The organism is bacterium, assembly GCA_021371935.1.
Taxonomy (GTDB): Bacteria; Armatimonadota; UBA5829; order UBA5829; family UBA5829; genus UBA5829.
Genome location: JAJFVF010000002.1, coordinates 339472 through 363117 on the forward strand (window position 1 = coordinate 339472; position 23646 = coordinate 363117).

Genomic DNA, 23646 nt, shown 5'->3' on the forward strand with positions numbered 1-23646 from the left:
TATAGTCAGAGCAGGAATAGGACAAGGACCGTCGAAATGATATGAAAGCACAAACAAATTCGGAGCCTATTATAATGCGTCAGCTGCAGTCTCTGGACAATGTTGAATATCGGTTGTTTATTGCCCCCTTTGCTTTCACTGTCATTGCTGCTTTTGCATCCATGCCGATTATTTCGGCAGCAATGATGTGGGATATACTCAGCGAAATGCGGGCGACTGTAATTTGGGGATGCGCGATAATTTTGATGCCGGTAATCTGGACTCTGTATAGATGCCTTAAGGATGCCTATTACTGGAAGACTGATGCTTATGGCATTACACAGCACTCCTTCTTTCGGAGGTTTACTGCCCTGTGGGACCAAGTCGAGTCTGTAAGGATAAACTCGGGTCTGCTGGGAAGTAGGAGTTATCAAATAAACACATCAGTTGGCACCATCTCAATACCGGATATATATGGGCCCTCCAGGTTTACAAACCTGCTCGCATCAATCAGACAGCATCTGGCGGTAGATGGCAGACCCGATATTCCATTCTTGCCTGAGAGTGTGCTGTCATTCTGGTATTCAATTCCTGACGAGGTGCCCACGCGGATGGAATGGACATCGGTCAAGGGAGTGGAGTGGCTGCCTTTAGCTTTTCTTTGGAGTATGCTTGCAGTGTTTTGCATAGTGTTTAGTGGAGAGCTAAAGACTGCTGATGCAGCAATAATCACTATGGTCACTGTTTTGGGTGTGGTGGTTGCGTCTGCAACGATCTACACCCTTAAAAACATAACTGTGGGGAAATACTGCATAAGCGAAGAATCGATAGCAGTCCACCATAAATCCAAAAGCATAACTATACCATGGGCAACAATTGAGCACGCGTCGTGGAGTGGTAACCCTAATGGCGGGTCGGCAATTCTCATACGACAGAATGATCCGAAGAGGCGGATTCTGATTCCTTATGATAGGAAAGATGACGATTCAGGACGGCTTATTCTCTCTGCAATTCGTGCTCTTCAATCTGTAGGCATATACCTGCCAATACCACGGCGTTTACGGGTCTCAAATCCACAATATGTGAATGTCTCTCAAGATGGTGTTAAGCTGAGTCTTCATCGGATGATAAAATATGGTCTACCTCTAATGTTTGTTTTTATAGGAATTCTGCCACTGCTTCCAATAACTCCAAAACAACACAATAATGACAGCATTTGGATTGCAGCTTTCGCTCTGGCCCTTGTTATCCTGTTTGGAGTAGTTGTCAATTATTATCGTATCTGTGCAGATGAGAACAAACTGCATATGAGGACAATCTTCAGCTCAAAAACAATTTCATGGGATGAGGTTGGGACATATGAGAAGATCTTTTGTAATACGGGCGAGTATGGTGTGTACAAGATAAGATTGCTGGATAAGCAGGAGAAAGTTAGATTCAAGATTGAGTCGAGTAGTTTCTTCAGATCGGAGTGGGACACACTTGTGGCTTACATAGACAGCAAAGTGGGTTATTTGCTTGCAGATGAGACAAAGTCCTGGCTTGCTCGCCCCTATGATTGATGCTTGCCCGGCAGCCTGACATCAACCAGTCCAAGCAGAGTGGCGCGATGCATGGCCTGCACACGGTTGGAGACATTCAGCTTGTCGTATATCCTCGCCAAGTGAAAATCGACCGTTCTTTTACTACATACTAAAGCAGCAGCAGCTTCCCTGGATGACTTCCCTTCCAAAACCAGGCTCAGGACCTCGGCCTCCCTCTTCGTAAGGGAAACAGTTCGATTTTCCTGAGTCTCGCAGCGCGGCTCGTTTTTACTCCTGTCCAGCTCCATAATTACAACCTATAAAAGGATTGGAAACGACCATAAGGCGCTCAACTATTGACATGTTGAAGTATATCAGCAGATTTTTGTTCTGTCAAGGCGCAAAATGAACCTCTGCTGTGCGCAATGTTCACAATTTGTGGATGTAACGTGCAGGTGTATAGAAGTTAAAAGCGTTTATGGCTGTCCATTTTCAGCTTTTTGTCTGACTTAATAGATAGCCGACGAATGACGCCTGACTGCCGACAAACACTATGTGTGATACTCGGCGTTGATCTTTACATAGTCGTATGAAAAATCACAGGTGAAGGCTGTTGCACATTCGGCGCCCAGTCCCAGATCGACAGTGATAAACAGCTCCTTTTCGAGCATAGGTTTTCTTGCGGTTTCGGCATCGAGCTTAACTGGTTCGCCCTTCTCCACGATCTTGACATCGCCGAAATATAGCGAAGTCTTGGCCGGGTCGACCTTTGCGCCAGAGCCGCCTGCAGCGCAGAGCACACGTCCCCAGTTGGGATCTTCACCAAATATGGCCGTCTTTACTAGAGGGGAGTTGGCTATTTTCATTACCACAGCCTTTGCATCGGCATAGGTCTCGGCGTTCACGGCTTTGACCTCCACATATTTGGTCGCGCCCTCGCCGTCGTGCGCTATCTGTTTTGCAAGTTCCACGCAAATCTCGGCCAGAGCCTTTTCAAATGATTCGAAATCAGACGTGCCCTGGGTGATCTTTGCACATCCCGACTTGCCGTTGGCCAGCATAATCACACAGTCATTGGTGCTCATATCACCGTCCACACTCAGGCTGTTGAGGCTCCGGTCCACTGCAGAAGCAAGACTGCTCTGCAGAGCGGGTGGATCGATATTGGCGTCGGTTGTGACGAAGCAGAGCATGGTCGCCATATTGGGGCATATCATACCCGAACCTTTACAGATTGCGCCTATGCGCACGGGAATGCCACCGATTTCGATTTTGCAGGCAGCAGTTTTGGGCTTGGTGTCAGTGGTCATGATCGCAAGAGATGCAGCATCGCCGCCGTTTTCGTCCAACTCCGCAACTGCATCCATGATGCCTATCTCATATTTGTCCATTGGCAGCATCTGGCCGATTATCCCGGTCGAGGCGCACATGACCATATCAACCGGTACGTTGAGCAGCTCACCCGTGAAGTTGCGTATATGATCGACATCCTTGAGACCCTGATCGCCAGTGCAGGCATTGGCATTTCCCGAGTTGACCACAATCGCTCTGCCTTTTCCGGTCTTAATAGCCTCCATGGTCCTGATTACAGGCGCAGCTTTAAAGATGTTAGTGGTGAAAACCCCGGCAGCCGATGCCTCGATTTCCGAGTATATGATCGCTAGGTCACTGCCCTGCTGCTTGATTCCGCACCGCACACCTGCGGCCTTAAACCCTTTAGGCGCAGTGACGGCACCGTCTATTTTCTTCATCCTTAACTCCAATAAAAATGGGCTCTTATCTCTGCCCTCAACTTTCAACTATGGATAGACCGCAGGCATCATCAGACCGGTCGTTTCGTCCAGACCATGCATGACGTTCATATTCTGTATGGCCTGGCCTGCTGCGCCCTTGCCCATGTTATCGATGGCGCAGGTAACGATTATCCGGTTGGTCCTTGCATCTGAGACAATGCCTATATGGGCAAAGTTGGTGCCGAAGACATTTTTAGTGCATGGCTGCTGACCCTCATCGAGCACGACTACGAATGTCCTCTCCGCATAAAGCTCTTTATACAGAGCAATTATCTCTGCCGCAGACTGAATGCTTTTTCCCTTTGGGGCACTGGCGTAGGCTGTCGTCAGGATTCCCCGGTTCATCGGGATCAGGTGGGGAGTAAAGTTTATGGTGATCTTCTCGCCCGCCACGCTGGTAAGCTCCTGCTCAATCTCAGGCGTATGTCGATGTGTAGAGACTGCGTATGCCTTAAGACCCTCGTTGACCTCGCAAAACATACCTGACACAGTCAACTTCGACCGCCCGGAACCGGATACTCCTGACTTGGAGTCCACTATAATCGAATCCGGGCATATAGCCTTGCTCTTAACAAGCGGAGCAAGTGCGAGTATCGAACTTGTGGCGTAGCAACCAGCGTTGGCCACTATCCTTGCTTCGGCTATCTTGTCTGCGTTCAGCTCTGGGATTCCATAGACTGCTTCGGCGACAAGCTCAGGACAGGTATGATCCAGTCCATAAAACTGCTTATATACAGCCATATCCTTAAGCCTGAAATCTGCCGGCACATCTATGAGTTGCTTGCCATACTCCATCAACTCCGGAGCTACCTTCATTCCATTGCCATTTCCCTGGGCATGAAAGAAGAAATCTGCTTTATCCGCCGCACTTTCGATATCCCACTGCTCGCACAGCGGCAGGTCCTGACCAAGAAAACTGGGATAGGCGTCTGAAAGAGGCTTGCCCGCATAGGTGCCGGAGGCGAGATATGTGATCTGCACACCCGGGTGCATCAATAAATATCTTGTCAATTCAGCTCCGGCATAACCCGAAGCTCCTATTATTCCAACCCTGATCATAACCAATCAAACCTTTCGCATGCGAGCATTTTCAAGCACGATTATACCAGCGTGCGGGTGACGTTAGCAAATCTGATCAGCCTCAATCAATGCCACCGGCAACAGGTCACTGAAAAAACCGGGGAAATTTTATAAAAATAGGTTGACCACTATTAGTGAACATGGTATATTATATCAAGCGAACACTTGTTCGGCCTGTCGACCGATGACCGACAGCTAACATGTTGAGGAGGCCGATATGTTGAGTAATGCTATTCCAAAGGCAGTAGTCAATCACAAAACATGCGAGAAAAGCCCGCCGCACAATACCAATTTCGATATTCTGTTTCTTGCTGCCGATGAGGGTCTCATCGACTATGAAGATGCGGTCAACATTGTTTTATCCACGACAGAATGCCTCGGATACGAACATGGAGCATATACACAAGTCCAGCTTGATAGAAAAATTCGCAGCGAGAATCGACGCATGCCCAGAATCGACGAATGTGCCATCTCCAGTGAAGTGGTGGAGGACATGCTGGATCGCATATTGGACGAGCTTATTGATGTGAGTCGGCTTACTGCCTTTCAAGAGATAGTCTTGCGGCTGAGTGTGAGTGGTCTGACAGTAGCAAATATAGCTTCAAACCTCGGTTTGTCCAGGGCGAGGACTGCGAAAGCGCTAAAGATAGCCAGGTCCAAGACAAGAGCGGCCTACGAACAGGGGAAATATGCGGGGTGGTATGAGGTGTATCTGAGCGAAGTGAACCGTACTCGAAAAAGGTAGGCCCCGCACTGCGAGGCGAGTTGTGCGGCGACTCACGCAGCTCGCCTCGCCACAATCAAATATAAAATCCAAAATATTCATTACTAAATTGTTAAAGTTGTCCTTGGTGCCGGAGATTGTCTCTGACTTCCTGTGCTTCGGCGCTGTCCGGCGCAATGGCGATGATTTTGTTCCAGACGCCTTCAGCTTTTGAGTGCTCGCCATGTTCATTATACATATATCCGAGCGAGAGCAGTGCCGTTAAATCATTGGGGTCAAGTTCCAGGGTCTTTGAGTATTCGGCGAATGCAGGCTCGTCATCATCGTTCTCATCATAAGCGACGGCCAGGTTGCAGTGATATGAGGCGTTTTCCGGCTCAAGCTCGACTGCAGTCTTGAACTCACGCACTGCCTGCTCCAGTTCGCCATTTTCAAAGTATTTTAGGCCGCGCTTGTTGTAGTCTTCAGCAACCATCTGCGAAGCTGACTGCTGAGGCTCCGGCGCAGGTGGCTCAGCGGGCTTTGAACTCTGAGATTCCGAATTACGTAGTTCCTGAAGCCTGCGCTGAGCATTCATTGCGGATCGTGGATCGAGCCTGTCCGAACCGATAAGTCTGCCGCAGTTTGCGCAGTGTGTCCAGTCCGGTTGAATTGATGCTCCGCACGCTACGCATATCTTCTGCAGCATTGATCCACATTCGGGACAATATTGCATCCATCGCATTATTCTCGACCCGCACTTAGGACAGTGTGGGTTATATGCTATAAACTTTCGACCGCAGTGAGAGCAATACTGCGAGCCCACTGGGGATGAGGAAGTGCACTGCGAGCATATCTGTCTCAGCTGTTCACCGCATGAAACGCAAAAGATGGATTGTTCTTCGACCGCCACTCCACACTTGGGACACTTATTGCCTACTGCGCCGGATATATCTGCTGCAGGAGTGGACTGTGGCATTTGAGTGGAGGATAAAGCCTTGTTAATATAATCCACTGCTCTCTGAAATATGCCGAGGTCATAAGATGGAAAATAGACCCGCGCCTGCTCGGCGTCTGCGACAGGTGTGCGCAGTGTCAATTCAATATATCCGCTGGTGCCTGACGAGGCCACGGTTATGTCGGCGACATCGGGCAATGGATAACTGAACACTTTGCACTCGGCGTTAAGCCCGGAGTCGCAGTCTCTGACGACGAAGGCACGTTTGTCCGAGACGGCAAAAGCCTCACCAAAACTGCCTGGCAGTGATATGATAATGTTCTCACCAGCGACCAACTGTGCCTTAAGTGCGTCCTCAAGACCCATCGAAAGGCTCTTTTTCAGGTCAGCATTATTGTCCATCCAATCACCTCAGAAAATTGAGTCACAATGTAAAAAAGTCAAAAAGCTGAGACGTAATGCCTGCGACTTTTTGACTTTTAGAACTATACAATTACTAGTTTGCTGCGGGGGCTTCTTTTTCCATATCTTTTGGACGCATTCCCGGCTGATCGCTTTTAGCCTCGCCGCCATTTTCCTTCATTTCTTCAACGAACTGCGGCGGACACAGCGGCACCTCGAAGATGAACTGTGAGCCTACTCCCACTTCGCTTTCGACCCATATCTTGCCTCCGTGGGCTTCAACAAAGTGTTTGACCAGATATAGCCCGATTCCCGTGCCGCCGACTTTGCGAGTGTCTCGGTTATCGACCCTGTGGAACCGGTCAAATACCTTGGGCAAGTGTTCCTTGGGAATACCCATACCCTGATCCTCGACGGACATACGGATCATACCGTCAAGTTTCCTGCCTTTGACTGTGACCGTGCCGCCGTTGGGTGAGTATTTAATAGCGTTATTGGTAAGGTTTGTCAATATCTGGACGAACTTGTCCTGGTCGGCAACGATGGTCGGCATATTGTCGTCGAGGTCCATCTCTATCTTATGCTTGGTGGTATATGACCTCTGGACAGCGACCACTCTTTCTACTGCTTCAGTCACATCCACCGGCACAGGATTGAGGTCCAAAGCACGTCCGGCCTCGATTCTGGAGACATTGAGCAGGTCGCTGATAAGTCTGGTCAGACGGTCGCATTCCTGGTCGATGATCGTATAGAATTCGTGTACCGTGTCTTTGTCATAGAAGCCTTCGGTATCTTGCAGCAGGGTGGATATGAATCCCTTGATGGAGGTCAGTGGCGTGCGCAGTTCGTGAGAAACTGTCGATACGAACGCTGTTTTCATTCTCTCAATCGCGCGAATATCAGTTATATCATTGAAGATAGCGACTATTCCAATGTTGGTCTGGTCCTCGCTTTTCACCATAGCTGTTTGGACCTGATAAAAGCGCTCAGCGCCTTCTTCCTCAGATTTGAAATCGGGAAGTGATATTTCTTCCTGTACTTCGCTGGTTTCTTCAAAGGCTTTTGTTATTACATCGCGAACGATCTCATTTTCGATTGCACTCTTATAATCGCCCACCAGCTTTGCATCATCGTCAAGCCCGAGCATTTCTCTGGCCGATGGATTAACCTGCATCAGCCTGCCGCTGTTATGTACCATGATGATACCGGCATATACGCTCTCGATTACATGCTCGAGTTCTTCTTTTTCCTTGACGACTTCTCGATACATCTGTGCGCTTGCGATGACCGAGGCTGCGTTGCGCGAGAGCCTGTCCAAGAGGTTCACATCTTCCTGGATGAAGACATTGCCATAGCGCTTATTGAAGACCCACATTGTGCCGATGATTTTACGTTCCAGAACTTTATTTGTGTCTTCGTCACGCTTTTCAATTACCAGTGGCACGCAGACGCCGTTGGTTATTCCAAGCAGTGCAACGTTCTCTTTAACCGTACGCGGGTCGTTGACAGCATCGTAAAGGATTATCGGCTTCTGGTCTCTGAACACTTCACCCGAGACGCCGTCTGTGGCGGGGACTCTGAACATTTTTATCTGTTCGTCGGTGATACCGACGCCCGGTTTTGCGGCTTGGAGTTCACCCGAGTCTTTGTCGAAAAGCTGGAAGACGCACTTTTCGGCCTGAAGTATCATGCTGATCCTGGTCACCAGCCGCTTAAGTGTCTCTTCCAGTTCTGTAAGGGGTGTCGGGCCGGATGCGCCAGCCTCGTTTTCCTTCAGACGTTCTTCCAGGCGCTTATTTGCCTGTTCCAATGCGCCAATGGCTACATCTTTTTCCTTTACTTGCCGTTCAAGCTCTTCTAATTGCGCTTGGTGGGATTTTGCATCGGCGTTCAAATCTATTACCTCGCTTCAGGGGCCTTCAAAGAAAATGGCGCGACATTACACTATGCCGCACCGCTGCGCTGAAAACAGGCCCATCGAACATAACGCGATTATAACACAGCACTATATCTGGGTCAAACTTATGCCGCTTTCTTTAGTTGAGTTTTATCTTCACCGGTCAGTTGTCCCATGGTAAGCCCCATGTTTTCCAATGCTTTTTCGAGCATATCCTCGGCAGTAAATGCGTCAGCCGGATATCGTGCTATTCCCACGTTTGCCGCGCCGATTACCTTGGCGCCTTTTCGTCCCGACTCCATTCCGGTTGCTTCGACAATTGAGCAGATTCTGTCTGCAACATGCTGCGTATGGCTGGCCGTATGCGGGAGCAGAAATGCAAATGAAGTCTCACCAAAGCGGGCGACAAGGTCCATCTTGCGCACTTGTCCGCGCATAGCCTGACCCAGATTGTAGAGGTAATCATCCAGGCGGACCATACGTACATACCTGTCCAAATCATCAGGCAGTTGAATATCAAGCAGCAGGATAGAGAGCTTATGATTTCCACGATAGGCTCGGCTTATCTCCTCGTCGAGCCTTTCCAGGAAATACTGTCGATTGTAGAGTCCGGTGGTAGAGTCAATCACACTCATCGAATCGGCTATATTCTCACCAGGTTTGCGCTTGGATACATGTGTGCGCTGCATTTGTGCATCTCGAATTTCATCGGTAGCGAGTATCTTGCGCAGTTTCTTTGTGCCGTTGCGCAGAATGTGCGAGACATAGTTACAGCTTATATCCAGTTTTTTTGCGATCTCAGTCTGATTGAGCCCTTTATAGAAATGATCTGCGATCACTTGCTGTTCAATATCCTTGAGTCTGTCGAGTGCAGACTCAAGAACAATCTTGTCTTCCAAAGGAAGTTGGAATGTCTCCAACTTTTGGTCCGAAATCTTTTCTTCTTCTTTTGGACCCGAGCCTTCGTCTTTGTCTCCGTCAAGTGAGGTCACCTTAAACACTTCGCGCGTTGTCAGCATCTCACGCACCGTGCTTTCCGGCATCTGCATCATCTCTGCGATTTCTTTTTCAGTAGGCTGTCGATTATGTTGTTGGTTTAATGACTCGATCACCCGAGTCATTTTCTGATTGAGTTCCTGAAGCCATGCGGGTTCCTTGATTATCTTGCCCTTATCGCGCAGGTAGTGTTTTATCTGGCCGACGATGAAGTGGGTCGCATATGTAGAGAACTTGACACCCTTATCGCCGTCATATTTGTCGACGGATGTGATCAGTCCAACATAGCCTTCCTGGATAAGGTCTTCCAGAGGCTCGCAGGCGCCCATAAATCTTCTGCCTATGCTTTCGACAAGATTGGCATATTGCAGGACGATCTCGTCCCGTATTTTAGAATCCGGACTCTGCGCATATTGGACCAGGCGATCCTGGATTTCATCTTCGGTTAACTTTCGACTGCTTCCCAACCGCATGTTGTATCCTCACAAGAACAAAGATTTCACTACATTTTATATTTGAGATTTAGAATTTTATATTTCAATTCTCACTTCTAACCAACCGAACTGATCAGTTTGAATATAGGAGCCATGATAGAGATGGCGATAAAACCGACCAGACCACCCATCATAACGATCAGACAGGGTTCGATCATGGAGGTCAGGCCTTTGACGGCGTTATCAACCTCTTGATCGTAGAAATCCGAGACCTTGGCAAGCATTTCTGAGAGTCGGCCCGTCTCTTCTCCGATATCGATCATATGCGTAACCATCTGCGGGAAGAGACCGCTTGTCGCCAAGGGAGTACTGATCTTCTGGCCTTCTCGAATGGCGTTTCTGGCATTTTCAATCGTGTGTGCAATCACACGATTGCCCGAAGTCTCTCCCACTATTTCCAGCGAACGCATCATCGGAACGCCGCTGGCGATCAGTGTAGCGAATGTGCGCGAAAAGCGTGAAATTGCCATCTTCTGCACCAGTTCGCCGATTACGGGAAACTTCAGCTTCAGCATATCAATCTGCCATGCGCCGCTGTCGGTGTTTCGATACCATCGATAGGCAAAAGCTCCACCCACCACTAGTATCGGCAGCACATACCAGAATTTGACCGCAATGTCGCTCAGTGCAAAGAGCATTTTAGTTGCGCCCGGCATCTCAACGTTCATGGAATCGAATATTTCCTTAAACTTGGGCAATACGAACAGGAAGAGCGCGATTACCATTATCACGGCGAAACTCAAAACCAGGATCGGATATACCATGGCCGATTTGATCTTGCCTCGAATCTCCTGCTCACTCTCAAGAAATCCAGAGAGTCTTTCCAGAATCTTGTCGAGAATACCGCCTGTCTCCGCCGCCTTGACCATATTTACATATAGACGCGAAAACACATTCGGGTGCTTGCCGAATGCATCGGTAAGGCTCAAGCCTCCCTTGACGTCTTTTTTGCACTGTGCGATAACGGGCTTAAGGACGGGGTCTTTTGTCTGACCCTCCAGGATATCAAGGCAGCGTACTATGGCTATGCCAGCATCAATCATAGTAGCGAACTGCCTGCTGAATATAACCATATCATTGAGCTTGACTTTCCCTTTCGGGATCGTGGAACTCGACACGGCCTTTGCGTGAGACCGCTCCTCATTTAGTGAGAGTATATGGTATCTCTGTTCGTGGAGCTTTGACATCACCAACTGCTCACTCTCAGCATCCACCTTACCCTTCACAGTTTTGCCGTTCGGGTCCAGAGCCGTATAGACAAAGGTAGACATATTTGTTTAACCTCCCTGGATCAATCTCTTTAGGTTTTCTCTATCGATAGCGCGTGCGAGCGCTTCTTCCTGGGATATGTAGCCCATCCGACTCATTTCGGCGAGCTGTTTATCCATAGTCTGCATACCGAACTGAGCACCCGTTTCAAGAGCGCTGTAAATCTGATAAGTCTTGCCTTCGCGGATCAGGTTTCTGATAGCGCTTGTAGCGACCATAATCTCTATGGCAGCACATCTGCCTCCGCCATTTCGCGGCAGCAGTTGCTGTGCGACAACGGCTTCGATGGTGTTGGAAAGCTGCACCCTTATTTGGTCCTGCTGGTGCGGAGGAAAGACGTCTACGACACGGTCTATGGTCTGCGGCGCACACCTTGTGTGGAGTGTGCCGAAGACAAGGTGACCGGTCTCGGCCAATGTGAGTGCAGCAGCAATAGTCTCCAGGTCGCGCATCTCACCTATCAGGATCACATCAGGGTCCTCTCGCAGTACTGCTCTAAGGGCATTGCCGAATGCATCCGTATCCTGGCCTAGTTCACGCTGATTGACCATTCCCTTCTTATGTCGATGGAGGTATTCTATCGGGTCCTCCATTGTCATAATATGCACCGGGTCCTCACTGTTGATCGTGTCGATCATGCATGCGATGGTGGTAGATTTGCCGCTTCCGGTCGGACCTGTGACCAAGATCAGCCCACTGTGTTTTTTGCTTAACTCTCTCAACACCGACGGCAGTCCGAGCTGTTCAAAGGTGGGGATCTGATCCGGGATAGCTCTCAAGGCTGCTCCTACGCTTCCACGCTGTCTGTATACATTGACGCGATATCTGCCAATTCCCTTGACACCATAAGAAAAGTCGAGCTCTTTGGTACGCTCAAATTTTTCTACCTGGTCATTGGTTAAAATGTCATAGATAACGCGCTGCGTATCGTTAGGTCCCAACGGTCGATAGTTGGTGCGCACAAGCGATCCGTCCACGCGAAGTATTGGCGGCAGACCAACCGTCAGGTGCAGGTCCGATGCCCCTCTTTCGGTAACAGTGCGCAGCAGATCGTCCAAATGCATATCTTCGATTGACAAGACTTGCGAATCGTTAGAGATATCGACTGCTTCGTCAAATATTGTGTCCGGCTGCATATTCATTCTCTCCTCTATCCTGCATAGATGACTCGCAGGCATTCTTCAAGTGTAGTTTGCCCCAAAAGAATTTTTGCGATAGCATCATCTCGCAGGCTCTTCATTCCTGTCTCGACCGCCGCTTCTCGGATCAGGTGTGCTGATGATTTCTGCAGCACCAGATCGCGTATGCGATCATTTACATGCATAAGTTCATAGACTCCAAGTCTGCCTTTATATCCGTTTCCGCGGCAGTGATCGCATCCTTTGCCCCGATAGAAACTGACCCGCGCATCTCCATCTATGTCTATTCCAAGCCTTTTTATGGCGTCGCGCGGAGGTTGATACTGCTCTTTGCATTTCGGGCAGACCACACGCACCAACCTCTGTGCCAGCACTCCGATTACGCTCGAAGCAATCAAAAACGGCTCGATTCCCATGTCAACCAGTCGCGTAAGCGCTCCGGGTGCATCGTTTGTGTGCAGCGTTGAAAGCACCAGGTGGCCGGTCAGCGCTGCTTCTGTTGCTATTGTTGCCGTCTCTGCATCTCGAATCTCTCCGACCATAGCTATATCCGGGTCCTGCCTGAGCATTGTTCTCAGACCCGATGCAAAAGTCAGACCCGCGCGCGTGTTTATTTGCACCTGGGTCAGCCCCGCCACTTCATATTCGACAGGGTCCTCGATAGTCAGAATATTCTTCTCGCCTGAGTTCAATTTTGATAGAACCGAATACAGTGTTGTTGACTTCCCGCTGCCGGTCGGTCCCGTAACGAGTATGATCCCGTATGTTCTTGAGATCAGACTCTCAAACCTTTCCAGTGTCTCCGGCAAAAGTCCGAGTTTGTGAAGTCCAATTGAGATCGAACTCTTGTCCAGAATTCTCAACACTATCTTTTCTCCGAATACCGAAGGCAGTGTCGAGACACGAAAATCGAACTGCCTGCCGTCGATAACTGCAGAGATTCTGCCGTCTTGTGGTGTCCGTTTGGTTGCTATATCCATCTCGGCCATAATTTTCAGCCTTGACGTAAGCGATGCTTGAATTTTCTTGGGCACCTGCATAACTTCATGCAGAATGCCGTCGATTCTAAGCCGGATACGCACGGCATCTTTTCCCGGCTCTATATGTATATCACTGGCTCCGTCACTGACTCCACGGCTGATGATAAGGTTGGCCAGTTTAATTACAGGCGCTTCTTCAGATAGTTCACGGAGCTGCTCTATGGAGATGTCTTCTTCGTCATCTCCATGGTCGCCGCCGGTGAAATCTATATCGGCGGAATCGAATTCTTTAATAACATCGCTTACCTGTTCCGAAGCGGTCGCGCCGGTCCGATATAGCCGCCCAATGGCGTTTATGATATCTTCTTCGGGTGCAATAGCGGGCTCAACATCTACACCCGTCATCATGCGTATTTCATCAATGGCGAAGATGTCCAGCGGGTTTTTCATCGCCAGGGTAAGCTTGCCGTTTTTTCTGGCTATGGGCAATACTTTGAGTTTACGTGCCGCGTTTTGCGCCACGAGCTTGATTATTGTTGAGTCAACCTCAAGCTCGGTGACGTCAACGAACGGCACTCCCCATTGCTCACCGAGTGCCCTTACCCGGTCTTTTTCCGAGATCAGTCCCATACTCACTAGAACGTCACCCAGTGAGTCCTGTCGCTTGAGGAGCTTTTGCTTTTCCAGCGCCTGGTCAAGCTGCTGCCTCGAGATGATCCCTAATCTCAGAAACACCTCACCTATTGCTTCAGTCTTCTGCATATACTTCTCTAAAGTTTATGAGCATTTCGCCCCGATTTTAAGTCAAAAAAATGAGAGCTGCGAAAGAGCCAGCATCTCCAAATTCAGTTATCGGCCAAAGAGCCGTTTTGTTAAGTGAAATACGGTCTTGAATTTGTATCAGAGAACTTGCTCTGAATATACGGTTTCCAGACCGAGACTTGCAATTTATTTAGCTTACGTAATTGAGTGTGTTCATCGCCGCCCCACCAGAAATATCCGGCGGGGCGGCACCAGGCGGAAGCTATGAGCGCTCGTCCTGGAATATTAGTCATTGAAACTTGAGGCCGTGATGAACATGACCACTTCGTTCTTATCGTGGCTTGTTTCTTTATGCCTGAAGAGTTTTCCAAAGAATGGCAAGTCTCCCAGAAGAGGAATTTTGCTCATGCTTTCGACTTCGTCTTCTCTTATCAAGCCGCCGATCGCGATTGTCGAACCGTCTTTGACTCTCACGACATGATCTGTAAAACGCCTGTTTACGGTTGGCAGTGTCACACTGTCTTCCGTAGTAAGTGTGACCGTGCTGACTTCAGGATGAAGGTTGAGTGTAATGTATCCATCAGGGTTCACACTTCCTACCAGCCTGAGCTGCACACCTGCCTGCACAGTGCTTGTGTTATAAGTCTTTTCGCCGCTTGATGAAGAGCTGACCGAACTGACGTAGGTCACTTCGTCACCGACGAAGAACACACCGGGTTTCCCGTCAAGGCACAGCAGGTTTGGCGAAGCCAGCACCGTTGCATCGCCGTTGGTAATAAGTGCATCAAGTGTCGCAGAGAAATTCGTCGCGTTTCTTGTCCAGGTATTTCTCGGGCTTTCCGTAAAGGATATTTCGTCCCAACTCCAGTCCAGGCCAAGCTGCTGCTCACCTGTTTTGCTGATGCTTGTGATTTTGGCTTCTATCTTGATCTGCGGCGACTTTATGTCAAGCTCCTTAGCCAGTTGCAGGGCTTTTTCCACATCCAACTCTCGTCCGGTTATGACAATTGCCAGCGGTCTGGTACGTGTTTCAATACTTACCAGTTTGGAACTTGTCCCAGCCTGGCTGCCCGTGACACCCATCAGACCGATCTGGTCACTTGCCTGCTGTGAAGCATTCTGCTCTTTCTGAATTTTGTTGGATTCGTCCTGAGTTACAGCCGAGCCGGAGTCATTCACCTTGATGGACTTGGGACCCGCCAAGTCAAAGCCTTCAGTGGGAGCAAAAGTAATGCCGATGCCAGGAATTAGAACAGCGATTGCGCTGGCCAGTTCTTTTGCGTTTACATATTTGACCTTATAAATTGCCCTCTTGCTCTCAACTACTTGCACTTTCAGAGTATCTTCAAACTGCTCAATGAGACTCTTTGCTGCTTCGACTTCACTTTCAGTGCCGGTCAAAACAAGCAGATTGTTGCGTAGAGCTATGGAAGAGTCACCAGCGTTGTTCGATAGTCCTACCCTGGCAGTCCGTTCGACACCAATCTTACTTATCTGCAGATTGGGATATCTGTTTTTAACCAGGTCAATTACATCGTCGGCCATTGCGTAGCTGAGTTTGATGACCTCAGTCGTCGGATCTCCATTGTTTCCACTCGTCAGAGTCTTGAGGGAATCCTTTGAAGCGACAAGATAAGTGCCGCCTTCTTTTGTATAGGCATAACCGCTGAGCTTTGCGACATAATCGAGTGCGGAATCTACGGTGACGTCAGACAGGCTCACCGTAACATTTCCGGTGACATCCTTGCTTGCCACTATATTATGACCACTCTGCACAGACAACGCTTTGAGCACGTCGTTGATATCGGCTCCAAGGAAGTTGAGCGAGACTCTCTTTTCCGAAGCTGCCGCGACTCTACCATTTCCACCAGAATCTGCGCGTGCGATTTTCTTCGGCTCGTCACTAAACCTGGGACGGAAATCTTTTGGTATGCTTGAAACGGGTATGGACACGGATACGCTCGGAGCCTCAGCGACTTCTGTCAGCCCCAAAACCTTCGCAACGGGTGCAGCGGGCCTGGCTGACGGGATAGGCATAGCCTTTGTGCATGCGCTGACAAGAGGAGCAGGCATATCTTTGCGCACCTGCGTTTTGGCTCTTGTCGTTGTTATGTTTGTAATTGAAGATACGGCTGAAGAAGCATCCGGAGTAAGCGGATAAGCTGCCTGGCTTTTCGCACTTGTTGCTTTGGGTATGCCGTTCTTCCATATTGTAATCTCAACTCGGCTCTTGTCACCAGCCCAAGAGGTCGAATACTGCACATGGCTGCGTGTATTTGCGACCACACGTGTCCTGGGCGGATTGGCCGTAAAATTCGAATATCTGACATTATATATTCTGCCGGAGCGGATTCCAACAAGTCCGCCCTTTGCAATGAGTTTGCATGGGAACTGAAACCCCACGTATCTGCCGCTGGGTGAAACCAGTGGCGTCATTTTCAGAGCACTATTACCCTGAATACTGATGATTACGCGGTCTGTTTTGTTGACTACGTTTATTCCGGTTATCGCCTTATCGGCGAAAGCTGCGCTGGAGACCAAACATATAAGGACCAGCATGAAGGCGATGAATTTAGCTCGCATTCTTGATTCCTCCTAATTTCACGTGAATACGACGACTTTTGTAGACCAGCGTTGCGCCGTCGTCGGAAACGGATTCAACTTTGTAGCGCCCATCAATGAGCTGGCCCTGCTTTACGATATAACGTCCACCTTCATCAGATCGGATAATGGCGACGTTGCGATCACCACGGATAATGCCGGTGAGCGCAAATTCCGGCTCTTGTTCCTGAACTTGAATTTGTTCGGATTGAATTGTCCTAGTGGCTGATTGCCGGAAGGGATTGAACGGATTAGCTTCAATCTTCGGCACCCTTACTGAAGGGTAAGGTTTATCAACCCTCGTTGTCGATGGTCTGGTCGTCTCGACAGGCTTGTTCGTTTTAGCATTATCAATTTCCAATGATGCAACCGGAGCGAACGGGTCTCTCCTTGGCGGAGTGACCATAAGGTCAGGGAAAGTCCCATTTGCAAGACTCGATACCTCTGTGTCAGTGCTTTCATCAGTCGCAGAACTATTCTCGGTCTGATGATCGGCTTTACACACTGGCGCAGGGGGCGGTTTCGTGCCGGGCGATATCACTTTGAATGAGACGTAACCAATACAGATCAAGACAAGGACTCCCAGCACTATAAGCTGAGGGACTTGTTGCTTATCCAGCTTCATTGCCGTCTCTCCCTTCACTGCTTGGATTCCTGCCGGTAATCGTGTCTGCCGGAAGATTCGGCGCGGCAACCGGAGCATCGTCTTTCAGAACATATGCTGTAATACTCATTCTTATGTTCAGTGACGGCGAACCGATAACTTGTTCACTACCTGCCGGACTCATCTGCACATTATTCACAGCAATGATCTTTGGAAAACTGGTGAGTTTATACAAGAAGTCGAGAGCATTCATATACTTGCCCTCCACCTCAATGTCAATATTGAGTTCATCATAGGGAGCCGTCTTTGTTTTTACTGCTTGGCTGCCGGGCTGAGACCTTTGTTCGGATGCTGCCTCGACATTTCCTGCGGCTGCCTGCGCGCCACTCGATAGTTTTCGCGGTCCAGTCTGTTCCTTTATGGCCTGTGGGCGAACACCAATCACATTGAGATTAACCGACTTGCCAAGGTATTCAAGCTGCTTGAGAAGGGTGGGAACGTAAGCCGAAGTTGTGACCGATGACTCCAAAAAGCGTATCTGGCTCCTTGCGTCCAGATAGTTGAGTTTCGATTCTTCCAGCTTTTGAGCAATTTCCTTGCTTTGAGCCACTTTTTCTTCTTTTGACTTCAGCTCTGCCGCCGTGCCTTTAAGTTTTCCCGCAACTGCGACATATGCCAGGGTGCAGCCGAAAAAGATCACCACCGCGATGATTATTAGCGCCGTAATCCCTTTTGAGCTGGGCTTAAGATTTACTTGCGCCATCGCTGCTTACTCCTTTCGACGTGTTGCCATTCATCATAGTCGCCCCGATCTCAAACTCAAAACCGCTCTGAGAGTTGCTTGCCATCTTCTTTGTAAAATGGAGGTCAACTTTATCAAAGTCGGGTATTGTCTGCAGTCGGAGTATTGTCTCGCCGACGCGTTCCTGCGTGTCTGAGATTCCCGTAAGACTGACCGTTGTCTGTACACTCTTGTCTGTGGACTGCGATGCTGAGATACGCGTCAGGTAAGTTGATGCTGCCAGGCTTTGCGTTAATTTATCGAGTGAGTTATACCAGCGCATTGTGCTGTCTTTAGCATCAGCGAGTAGGTCCATCTTGGGTGTCAGTTTTTTTGTTGCGCTTTCATATTGCTCAATTTCTTTGACCACTGGCTGAAGTTTAGCAATCTGCGCATCCAGACGATTGATATTCAAGCGCATCGTATATGCCTTTGTGCATGCCCATCCGCCCAGAATGACGGCTATTATCAGTTCCGCCAGAATCACAAGGACCAGTCTGCGCATGTCTCTTTCCAGACGCTGTTTTTCTGCGCGTCTGGGAGCTATCATATTTATGGAAGGCATCAGGAACTCCTTTCCAATTTAGTATTTGAGATTTTTTATTAAGTATTTGGCTGCCGGCATTAGGCCGCAGCATTCTTTGTTTCTGGAATCAGATCTTTCAGAGCAAGTCCAGTTCCCACTGCAAGAATCGGACCATGTTCTGTGACAAAAGACTCGGAAACACGGTTGGTACCGATAGCCGTCTGCTTGAATACCTCGGAAATAACTGTGGGTATACTCAGCTTTGCCGACATATAAGCGTCCATGCCCGGCATTCGTGCCGTGCCCCCAGTCAGGACAATCTTGCTGACCATTGTATCGGCGCTGCCTTCGGGGAACTGTGACTGATAAAAATGGACTGATCGCCTGATTTCGCGAATCAGTTCGTCAAGAAGTGGCTGTACTACTTTCCAGTTCCGATTCTCATCGTCCATTGCGCTTATTTGATCCAGCGGGTAGTCTTTTGCCATCTCTATTTTCATGCGCTCCGCATCATCAAATGATGCGCCTGTAAGCGACTTGATGGCATTGGTGAAGCTGTTGCCCGCTATTGGAATATTGCGGGTAAGGGCAAACTCGCCTTTGCTTACGATGTTGACATCAGTATGGCTTGCGCCCATGTCGATCAGTGCAACTGTCTTGCGGAGGTATTCATCCGATGCGCTGAACTCGACGAGCGATCTGATGAGTGCGAAAGCCTCAATATCGACCATCAATGGTTCAAGCCCTGCGGATTCTAAAACTTTGACGCGTGAATCAACCATTTCACGCGGTGCTGCCACCAGCATTACATTCATCTCATTGGAGTCGGGCATATCTGAGAGTATTTCAAACTCGACAACGCTGTCTTCCATAGATGAGGATATATGCTTACCGGCCTCATATTTGATCGATTTCCGAAGGACAGCTTCCGGCATTTTCGGAAACTGCACTTGGCGCACTATCACTTGGGAACCGGAGATAGCGCTGATGGCTCCAGTGGCGCGTATGCCGGCATCTTTGAGCAGGCTGCGCACTTCCTGGGCAACATCCAAAATGTTGACGACTACGCCTTCTTTGACTGCATCAGGCGGTGTGGGTGTGACCGCCGCGTTAGCCAGTTCCCATCCGCGGGCGGTCGGCTCGATTTCCACTGCCTTGATACAGCTCGAACCGATGTCGATTCCGACAGTAGTCTCTTTTGAAAAGAGTGAGTTTAGCACTATTTGCTGCGACCTCCGATTTTCCTGTGCGTCTGTCTTTGTCAGACAAGACGACCTCCGGCGCACACACGTCGGCGTTTGTATTGGAAACGCTACGGGCACGCTTCCTAGCATGGATTATCGTCATTTTTGGGCTCAACATTAGATGTATATAAAAGAACAGGAAATCTTGCCGGGTCCTTGGTGTTAGGGGACGGGGGATAGGGGTTTGTAGAAGGATTCTGCGCCCCCTGTGTCGGAGTATGGACTTGGCGGTAGTGGCTTGGTTCTTCGCTTTCCACTCTCAGCCCTCAGCTATTTGTAAGGAGCAGGAATTGAAAAAGACCCCGAGTCCCGGAAACAGCATATCCATAAGGTTAAGATATCCCAACAGTATCGGCAGGCTCTCCGAAGTGACGTCAGCCATAGCGCAGGCAGGCGGCAGCGTCGGGTCGATCAGTATTGTGTCGTCCGACCGGACGCACATCGTCCGTGATGTAGTTGTCGATACAATCGGCGACGAGCATGCTGAAAGCATAGTCAGCGCAGTTAAAGCAGTTCCAGATGTGGAAGTGCAGGATGCCTATGACTGCACTTTCAGACTTCATGAAAACGGCAAACTCGATGTGGTTTCCAAGTCTCCCTTGAAAGACTATGTGGATCTATCGATGGCCTATACGCCGGGAGTCGCGCGTGTCTGCCAGGCAATTTCAAAAGACCGCTGTGCCGCTCGTGACTACACAATAAGGCGCAATACGGTGGCCGTCATCACGGATGGTTCAGCCGTTCTCGGCCTGGGCAATATCGGTGCTTTGGCGTCTCTGCCGGTCATGGAGGGCAAAGCTGTGCTTTTCAAAGAGTTCGGCGGAGTGAATTCATTTCCGGTGTGCGTCGATACCACAGATACGGAGGTCCTCGTTCAGACTGCGATAGCTGTATCGGTGACATTCGGCGGGATCAATCTCGAGGACATAGCTGCTCCCAAATGTTTTGAAGTTGAAAGGCGTGTCACCGAGGCTGTGGATATTCCTGTCTTTCATGATGACCAGCACGGCACTGCCGTAGTTGTCGGCGCAGCATTCATAAATGCTGTCAAGGTAACGGGTAAGAACCCGGCGGACATGCACGCGGTAGTCGTAGGCGCGGGAGCTGCAGGATGCGCTTGCAGCCGTGCGCTGATGGACCTTGGGATAGGTGATATCGTAGTCTGCGACCGTAAGGGCGCCATTTATGAGGGCAGGGGCGAGGAAGTTCCCTCCAAGGCATGGCTTGCCCGAGTTACAAATAAAGATAACAAGCGCGGATCGCTGAAAGACGTACTGGCTGGAGCGGATTTGTTCCTGGGTCTGTCTGGTCCCGATTTGCTTCGGGGCGAAGATATGCGAGTGATGTCCAAAGCCCCTATAATATTCGCTCTGTCTAATCCCGTCCCCGAGGTTCCGCCCGAGGAAGTGGCTGACTTTGCTGCAGTTGTAGCGACAGGCCGGTCTGACTATCCAAACCAGATCAATAATGTCCTTTGCTTCCCTGGCCTATTTAAGGGACTGCTCGACTCGGGTGTGAAGAGAGTCACACGCGAAATGCTCACTGCCGCTTCAAAAGCAATAGCGTCTGTAATAGAGCCTGATGAGCTGAGGCCCGACTACGTGATCCCAAGCGCATTTAACGACAAGGTGTCTGCGCGGGTAACGAAGGCCGTTATGGATGTTGCCTCCGATCAGAATTTGGCAAAGACGCCGATTTACTTTGAGTTTTAAGTCACCTCGTTCGTTGATGTGTCTTTCAAAAGGATTTATCTGGAGGAAAAAGGGAAATCTTCTAATTTATGAAAAACACTCTGTCCCTAAATGGCTCCTGGCAGCTTTGTCAAAGCGATAAAAGATCGGATATTGTAATTGCTCAGATCCCCGGTGAGGTTGAGCAAGATTTAATGAATGCAGGCAAAATTCCTGATCCGGATTTCGGCATGAATGCCGAGCAGACTAAATGGGTTCGCGAGAAGCGTTGGTTATACAAGCGCAGATTCGCGGTAGATGAAGATTTTCTTCAACGACAGACATATCTTGAACTTGACGGTGTGAGCGCTACTGCAGCGATTACCCTCAACGGCCGTGAAATAGGCCAAGCAGAGGGTGGACTGATCCAGCGCAAACTTGATGTCACCGATGCCGTAAAAGCCGGAGACAACAGCATTGAAATACTCTTCGAGCCGGGCACAGTATTGTGCCGTGATGTGAGGCTTATCTCCTGCGACCTTGTCTCGATGGAGAACATCCACATCGACACGGATCTCGAGGGCAGTTGGGCAAATGCGTGGATTTATATCGAAGTCGCGAACCACACTCAAGATGATGTTCGTGTTGTGGCCTCGATAGTCGTATCCAAAGGTGAGAATCGAGAGAAGATTGAGATCGACGACTATATATCGCCCTTCGGCGGGGTCATCGAGGCTGTTATCCGCATAGAAGAGCCTGAGTTCTGGTGGCCGAACGGAGTCGGCGAGGCGTCTTTATATAATTGTATGGTGGGCATTACCTGCGAGGAGGAAGTGCAGGATGTCACCCAGGCTTCATTTGGTGTGCGGAATATCAGTTTTATCGAACTTGAGGGCAAAATTGGTCCGACACTGCTGGTCAATGGTGAAATGATATTTGCAAAGGCTGCAAATTGGACAAACATCTCGCATTCGCCGGACGAGTGCTATCACGAACTTGTCGAGCTCGCGAAGGATGCGAGTATCAATTTGCTCGTGGTTCAGGGAATTGAGGGCACTCTTTTCTATCGGACGTGCGATGAGATGGGCATTATGCTTTGTCAGAGCCTGCCTACAGCCGATAAGGGCGAAGATGCGGAGGCTGCTTTGAAAGCCCTGCGCAATCATGCGTCTGTTGCGGCTTGGACAGGTAATGATGCCGCCGACATCCAGAAAGTGCTCAGGAAATTCGATCATTCTCGCCAAGTCATATCAAATACGTTTTTTGCCGACACCCTTCATGTTTCCGGTCCGCCAGAGATAGACTCTCTGCGCAGATTTATATCCCAGGAACAGCTTTTTCCACCGGACAGTGAGATGATGACCTATCATGGCTGCTCAGCGGACATGATCGAGCTTACGAAACATAAGATGGGCGAGTTCAAGACTGCCGAGCAGTTTGCTACATATGCGGGCATTTTGCAGGGAGAACTGCTTAAGGCCGAGATAGAGAGCCGCAGGTGCGACAGGCAGAAAACTGATTCCGCACTTCTGGATATTTTTAACGATTCTCGTCCGGCAATCAGTTCCAGCCTGGTTGACAGCTACATATCTCCAAAGCCGGCATACTATTATGTTAAACGTGCATTTGATACGGTGATAATATCGTTTAGGCAGGCTGGTGGCCGGCTTCAGGCATACATATGTACGGATGACCGACTGCACGGCATAGAAGGCAAGTTAAAAATCGGTGTGATGACATTTGACGCGTGCGGGCTAGACACGTGGGAAGTGCAGGTGAATATTGAACCCAACTCATCAGCTATGGCCTGGCAGAGTGAGCCGCTGGATAAGGTCTTAACCGATCCGGCAAGGCAGTGCCTTGTCGCTATGCTGGAGGTACGCGAAGAGGTGATAGCACGCGGTGTGTACTTTGCTCTGCCCTGGTCACAAATGCATTTTCCTTTGCCGAAACTCCTGGTCCACAGAGAGCAGCTTTCAGAGACCACCCATGAAATGGTGATATCAGTCGATTCTTACGCTCGCAATGTTACACTATCCAATCTGCCGCATCTTGCTCGTCCATCAGACAATTATTTCGACCTCATCCCCGGTGAGCAAAAGACTGTTATGATCAGAGATATAAATATCGAGCAGGCAAATGACCTGAAGTTAAACGTCTGGGCGAGGTGAAAAATCAGACGTTTGTAACGCAGGGACAGACGCGGATATGTGGAAATAGTACATGTAAGGCTAATTGCAATCAT

General features: G+C 49.4%; 18 protein-coding genes. 4 read left to right on the forward strand and 14 right to left on the reverse strand.

Translation table 11 applies throughout. From position 1 onward, the window contains the following. Positions 1-74: 74 nt before the first annotated feature. On the forward strand, positions 75-1541 hold the full coding sequence (locus tag LLG46_01610; protein MCE5321991.1) for a hypothetical protein: 1467 nt from the start codon (positions 75-77) through the stop codon (positions 1539-1541). Here the strand turns inward: LLG46_01610 and LLG46_01615 are convergent. The 3 genes from LLG46_01615 to argC form a co-directional block, all read right to left on the reverse strand. Further along, entirely contained in the window at positions 1532-1810 is a 279-nt protein-coding gene (locus LLG46_01615; protein ID MCE5321992.1) for a helix-turn-helix transcriptional regulator, read from the reverse strand. The genes LLG46_01610 and LLG46_01615 overlap by 10 nt on opposite strands. 243 nt (positions 1811-2053) lie before the next feature. After that, complete coding sequence (gene argJ / locus LLG46_01620; GenBank protein ID MCE5321993.1) at positions 2054-3253, reverse strand: bifunctional glutamate N-acetyltransferase/amino-acid acetyltransferase ArgJ; 1200 nt, start codon at positions 3251-3253, stop codon at positions 2054-2056. Between the two features lie 48 nt (positions 3254-3301). Further along, complete coding sequence (argC, locus tag LLG46_01625; GenBank protein MCE5321994.1) at positions 3302-4354, reverse strand: N-acetyl-gamma-glutamyl-phosphate reductase; 1053 nt, start codon at positions 4352-4354, stop codon at positions 3302-3304. A 238-nt stretch (positions 4355-4592) separates the two neighbouring features. Between argC and LLG46_01630 the strand changes: the two genes are divergently transcribed. Continuing rightward, entirely contained in the window at positions 4593-5120 is a 528-nt protein-coding gene (locus LLG46_01630) for a hypothetical protein (protein MCE5321995.1), read from the forward strand. A 91-nt stretch (positions 5121-5211) separates the two neighbouring features. Here LLG46_01630 and LLG46_01635 read toward each other — a convergent pair whose 3' ends face one another. From LLG46_01635 to pilM, 11 genes are all read right to left on the reverse strand, one after another. Then, positions 5212-6438 carry a zinc ribbon domain-containing protein gene (locus tag LLG46_01635; GenBank protein ID MCE5321996.1) on the reverse strand — a complete coding sequence of 409 codons (1227 nt, stop codon included), beginning with the start codon at positions 6436-6438 and terminating at the stop codon, positions 5212-5214. Positions 6439-6532: 94 nt separating this feature from the next. Further along, positions 6533-8332 carry a GAF domain-containing protein gene (locus LLG46_01640; protein ID MCE5321997.1) on the reverse strand — a complete coding sequence of 600 codons (1800 nt, stop codon included), beginning with the start codon at positions 8330-8332 and terminating at the stop codon, positions 6533-6535. 128 nt (positions 8333-8460) lie between these two features. Continuing rightward, positions 8461-9804, reverse strand: coding sequence for a sigma-70 family RNA polymerase sigma factor (locus tag LLG46_01645; GenBank protein ID MCE5321998.1), 1344 nt, complete (start codon positions 9802-9804; stop codon positions 8461-8463). Between the two features lie 77 nt (positions 9805-9881). Continuing rightward, positions 9882-11096, reverse strand: coding sequence for a type II secretion system F family protein (locus LLG46_01650; GenBank protein ID MCE5321999.1), 1215 nt, complete (start codon positions 11094-11096; stop codon positions 9882-9884). 6 nt (positions 11097-11102) lie between these two features. Then, positions 11103-12158 (reverse strand): type IV pilus twitching motility protein PilT, encoded by a 1056-nt coding sequence (locus LLG46_01655; GenBank protein ID MCE5322000.1) that lies wholly within the window; start codon positions 12156-12158, stop codon positions 11103-11105. A gap of 86 nt (positions 12159-12244) precedes the next feature. Then, positions 12245-13975: a type II secretion system ATPase GspE gene (gene gspE / locus LLG46_01660; protein MCE5322001.1), complete on the reverse strand. Its 1731-nt coding sequence runs from the start codon at positions 13973-13975 to the stop codon at positions 12245-12247. 285 nt (positions 13976-14260) lie between these two features. After that, positions 14261-16558 carry a secretin and TonB N-terminal domain-containing protein gene (locus LLG46_01665; GenBank protein ID MCE5322002.1) on the reverse strand — a complete coding sequence of 766 codons (2298 nt, stop codon included), beginning with the start codon at positions 16556-16558 and terminating at the stop codon, positions 14261-14263. Next, on the reverse strand, positions 16548-17201 hold the full coding sequence (locus LLG46_01670; protein MCE5322003.1) for a hypothetical protein: 654 nt from the start codon (positions 17199-17201) through the stop codon (positions 16548-16550). Before LLG46_01670 ends, LLG46_01665 begins: the two co-directional genes overlap by 11 nt. Beyond that, complete coding sequence (locus LLG46_01675; protein ID MCE5322004.1) at positions 17188-17943, reverse strand: type 4a pilus biogenesis protein PilO; 756 nt, start codon at positions 17941-17943, stop codon at positions 17188-17190. The genes LLG46_01670 and LLG46_01675 overlap by 14 nt, the downstream gene beginning before the upstream one ends. Beyond that, entirely contained in the window at positions 17924-18526 is a 603-nt protein-coding gene (locus LLG46_01680) for a PilN domain-containing protein (GenBank protein MCE5322005.1), read from the reverse strand. Before LLG46_01680 ends, LLG46_01675 begins: the two co-directional genes overlap by 20 nt. Positions 18527-18585: 59 nt before the next feature. Continuing rightward, on the reverse strand, positions 18586-19707 hold the full coding sequence (pilM, locus tag LLG46_01685) for a type IV pilus assembly protein PilM (GenBank protein MCE5322006.1): 1122 nt from the start codon (positions 19705-19707) through the stop codon (positions 18586-18588). 314 nt (positions 19708-20021) lie between these two features. Between pilM and LLG46_01690 the strand changes: the two genes are divergently transcribed. Continuing rightward, positions 20022-21443: an NAD-dependent malic enzyme gene (locus LLG46_01690; GenBank protein ID MCE5322007.1), complete on the forward strand. Its 1422-nt coding sequence runs from the start codon at positions 20022-20024 to the stop codon at positions 21441-21443. A 173-nt stretch (positions 21444-21616) separates the two neighbouring features. Then, a complete protein-coding gene (locus tag LLG46_01695; protein MCE5322008.1) occupies positions 21617-23572 on the forward strand; it encodes a hypothetical protein in 1956 nt (651 codons plus the stop codon). Positions 23573-23646: the final 74 nt, after the last annotated feature.

Bases quoted from the DNA above. Each gene is read 5' to 3' on its own strand.
- LLG46_01610 (MCE5321991.1), top strand. From the start codon at position 75: ATGCGTCAGCTGCAGTCTCTGGACAATGTTGAATATCGGTTGTTTATT.
- LLG46_01615 (MCE5321992.1), bottom strand. From the start codon at position 1,810: ATGGAGCTGGACAGGAGTAAAAACGAGCCGCGCTGCGAGACTCAGGAA.
- argJ (MCE5321993.1), bottom strand. From the start codon at position 3,253: ATGAAGAAAATAGACGGTGCCGTCACTGCGCCTAAAGGGTTTAAGGCC.
- argC (MCE5321994.1), bottom strand. From the start codon at position 4,354: ATGATCAGGGTTGGAATAATAGGAGCTTCGGGTTATGCCGGAGCTGAA.
- LLG46_01630 (MCE5321995.1), top strand. From the start codon at position 4,593: ATGTTGAGTAATGCTATTCCAAAGGCAGTAGTCAATCACAAAACATGC.
- LLG46_01635 (MCE5321996.1), bottom strand. From the start codon at position 6,438: ATGGACAATAATGCTGACCTGAAAAAGAGCCTTTCGATGGGTCTTGAG.
- LLG46_01645 (MCE5321998.1), bottom strand. From the start codon at position 9,804: ATGCGGTTGGGAAGCAGTCGAAAGTTAACCGAAGATGAAATCCAGGAT.
- LLG46_01650 (MCE5321999.1), bottom strand. From the start codon at position 11,096: ATGTCTACCTTTGTCTATACGGCTCTGGACCCGAACGGCAAAACTGTG.
- LLG46_01655 (MCE5322000.1), bottom strand. From the start codon at position 12,158: ATGCATTTGGACGATCTGCTGCGCACTGTTACCGAAAGAGGGGCATCG.
- gspE (MCE5322001.1), bottom strand. From the start codon at position 13,975: ATGCAGAAGACTGAAGCAATAGGTGAGGTGTTTCTGAGATTAGGGATC.
- LLG46_01665 (MCE5322002.1), bottom strand. From the start codon at position 16,558: ATGCGAGCTAAATTCATCGCCTTCATGCTGGTCCTTATATGTTTGGTC.
- LLG46_01670 (MCE5322003.1), bottom strand. From the start codon at position 17,201: ATGAAGCTGGATAAGCAACAAGTCCCTCAGCTTATAGTGCTGGGAGTC.
- LLG46_01675 (MCE5322004.1), bottom strand. From the start codon at position 17,943: ATGGCGCAAGTAAATCTTAAGCCCAGCTCAAAAGGGATTACGGCGCTA.
- LLG46_01680 (MCE5322005.1), bottom strand. From the start codon at position 18,526: ATGCCTTCCATAAATATGATAGCTCCCAGACGCGCAGAAAAACAGCGT.
- LLG46_01695 (MCE5322008.1), top strand. From the start codon at position 21,617: ATGAATGCAGGCAAAATTCCTGATCCGGATTTCGGCATGAATGCCGAG.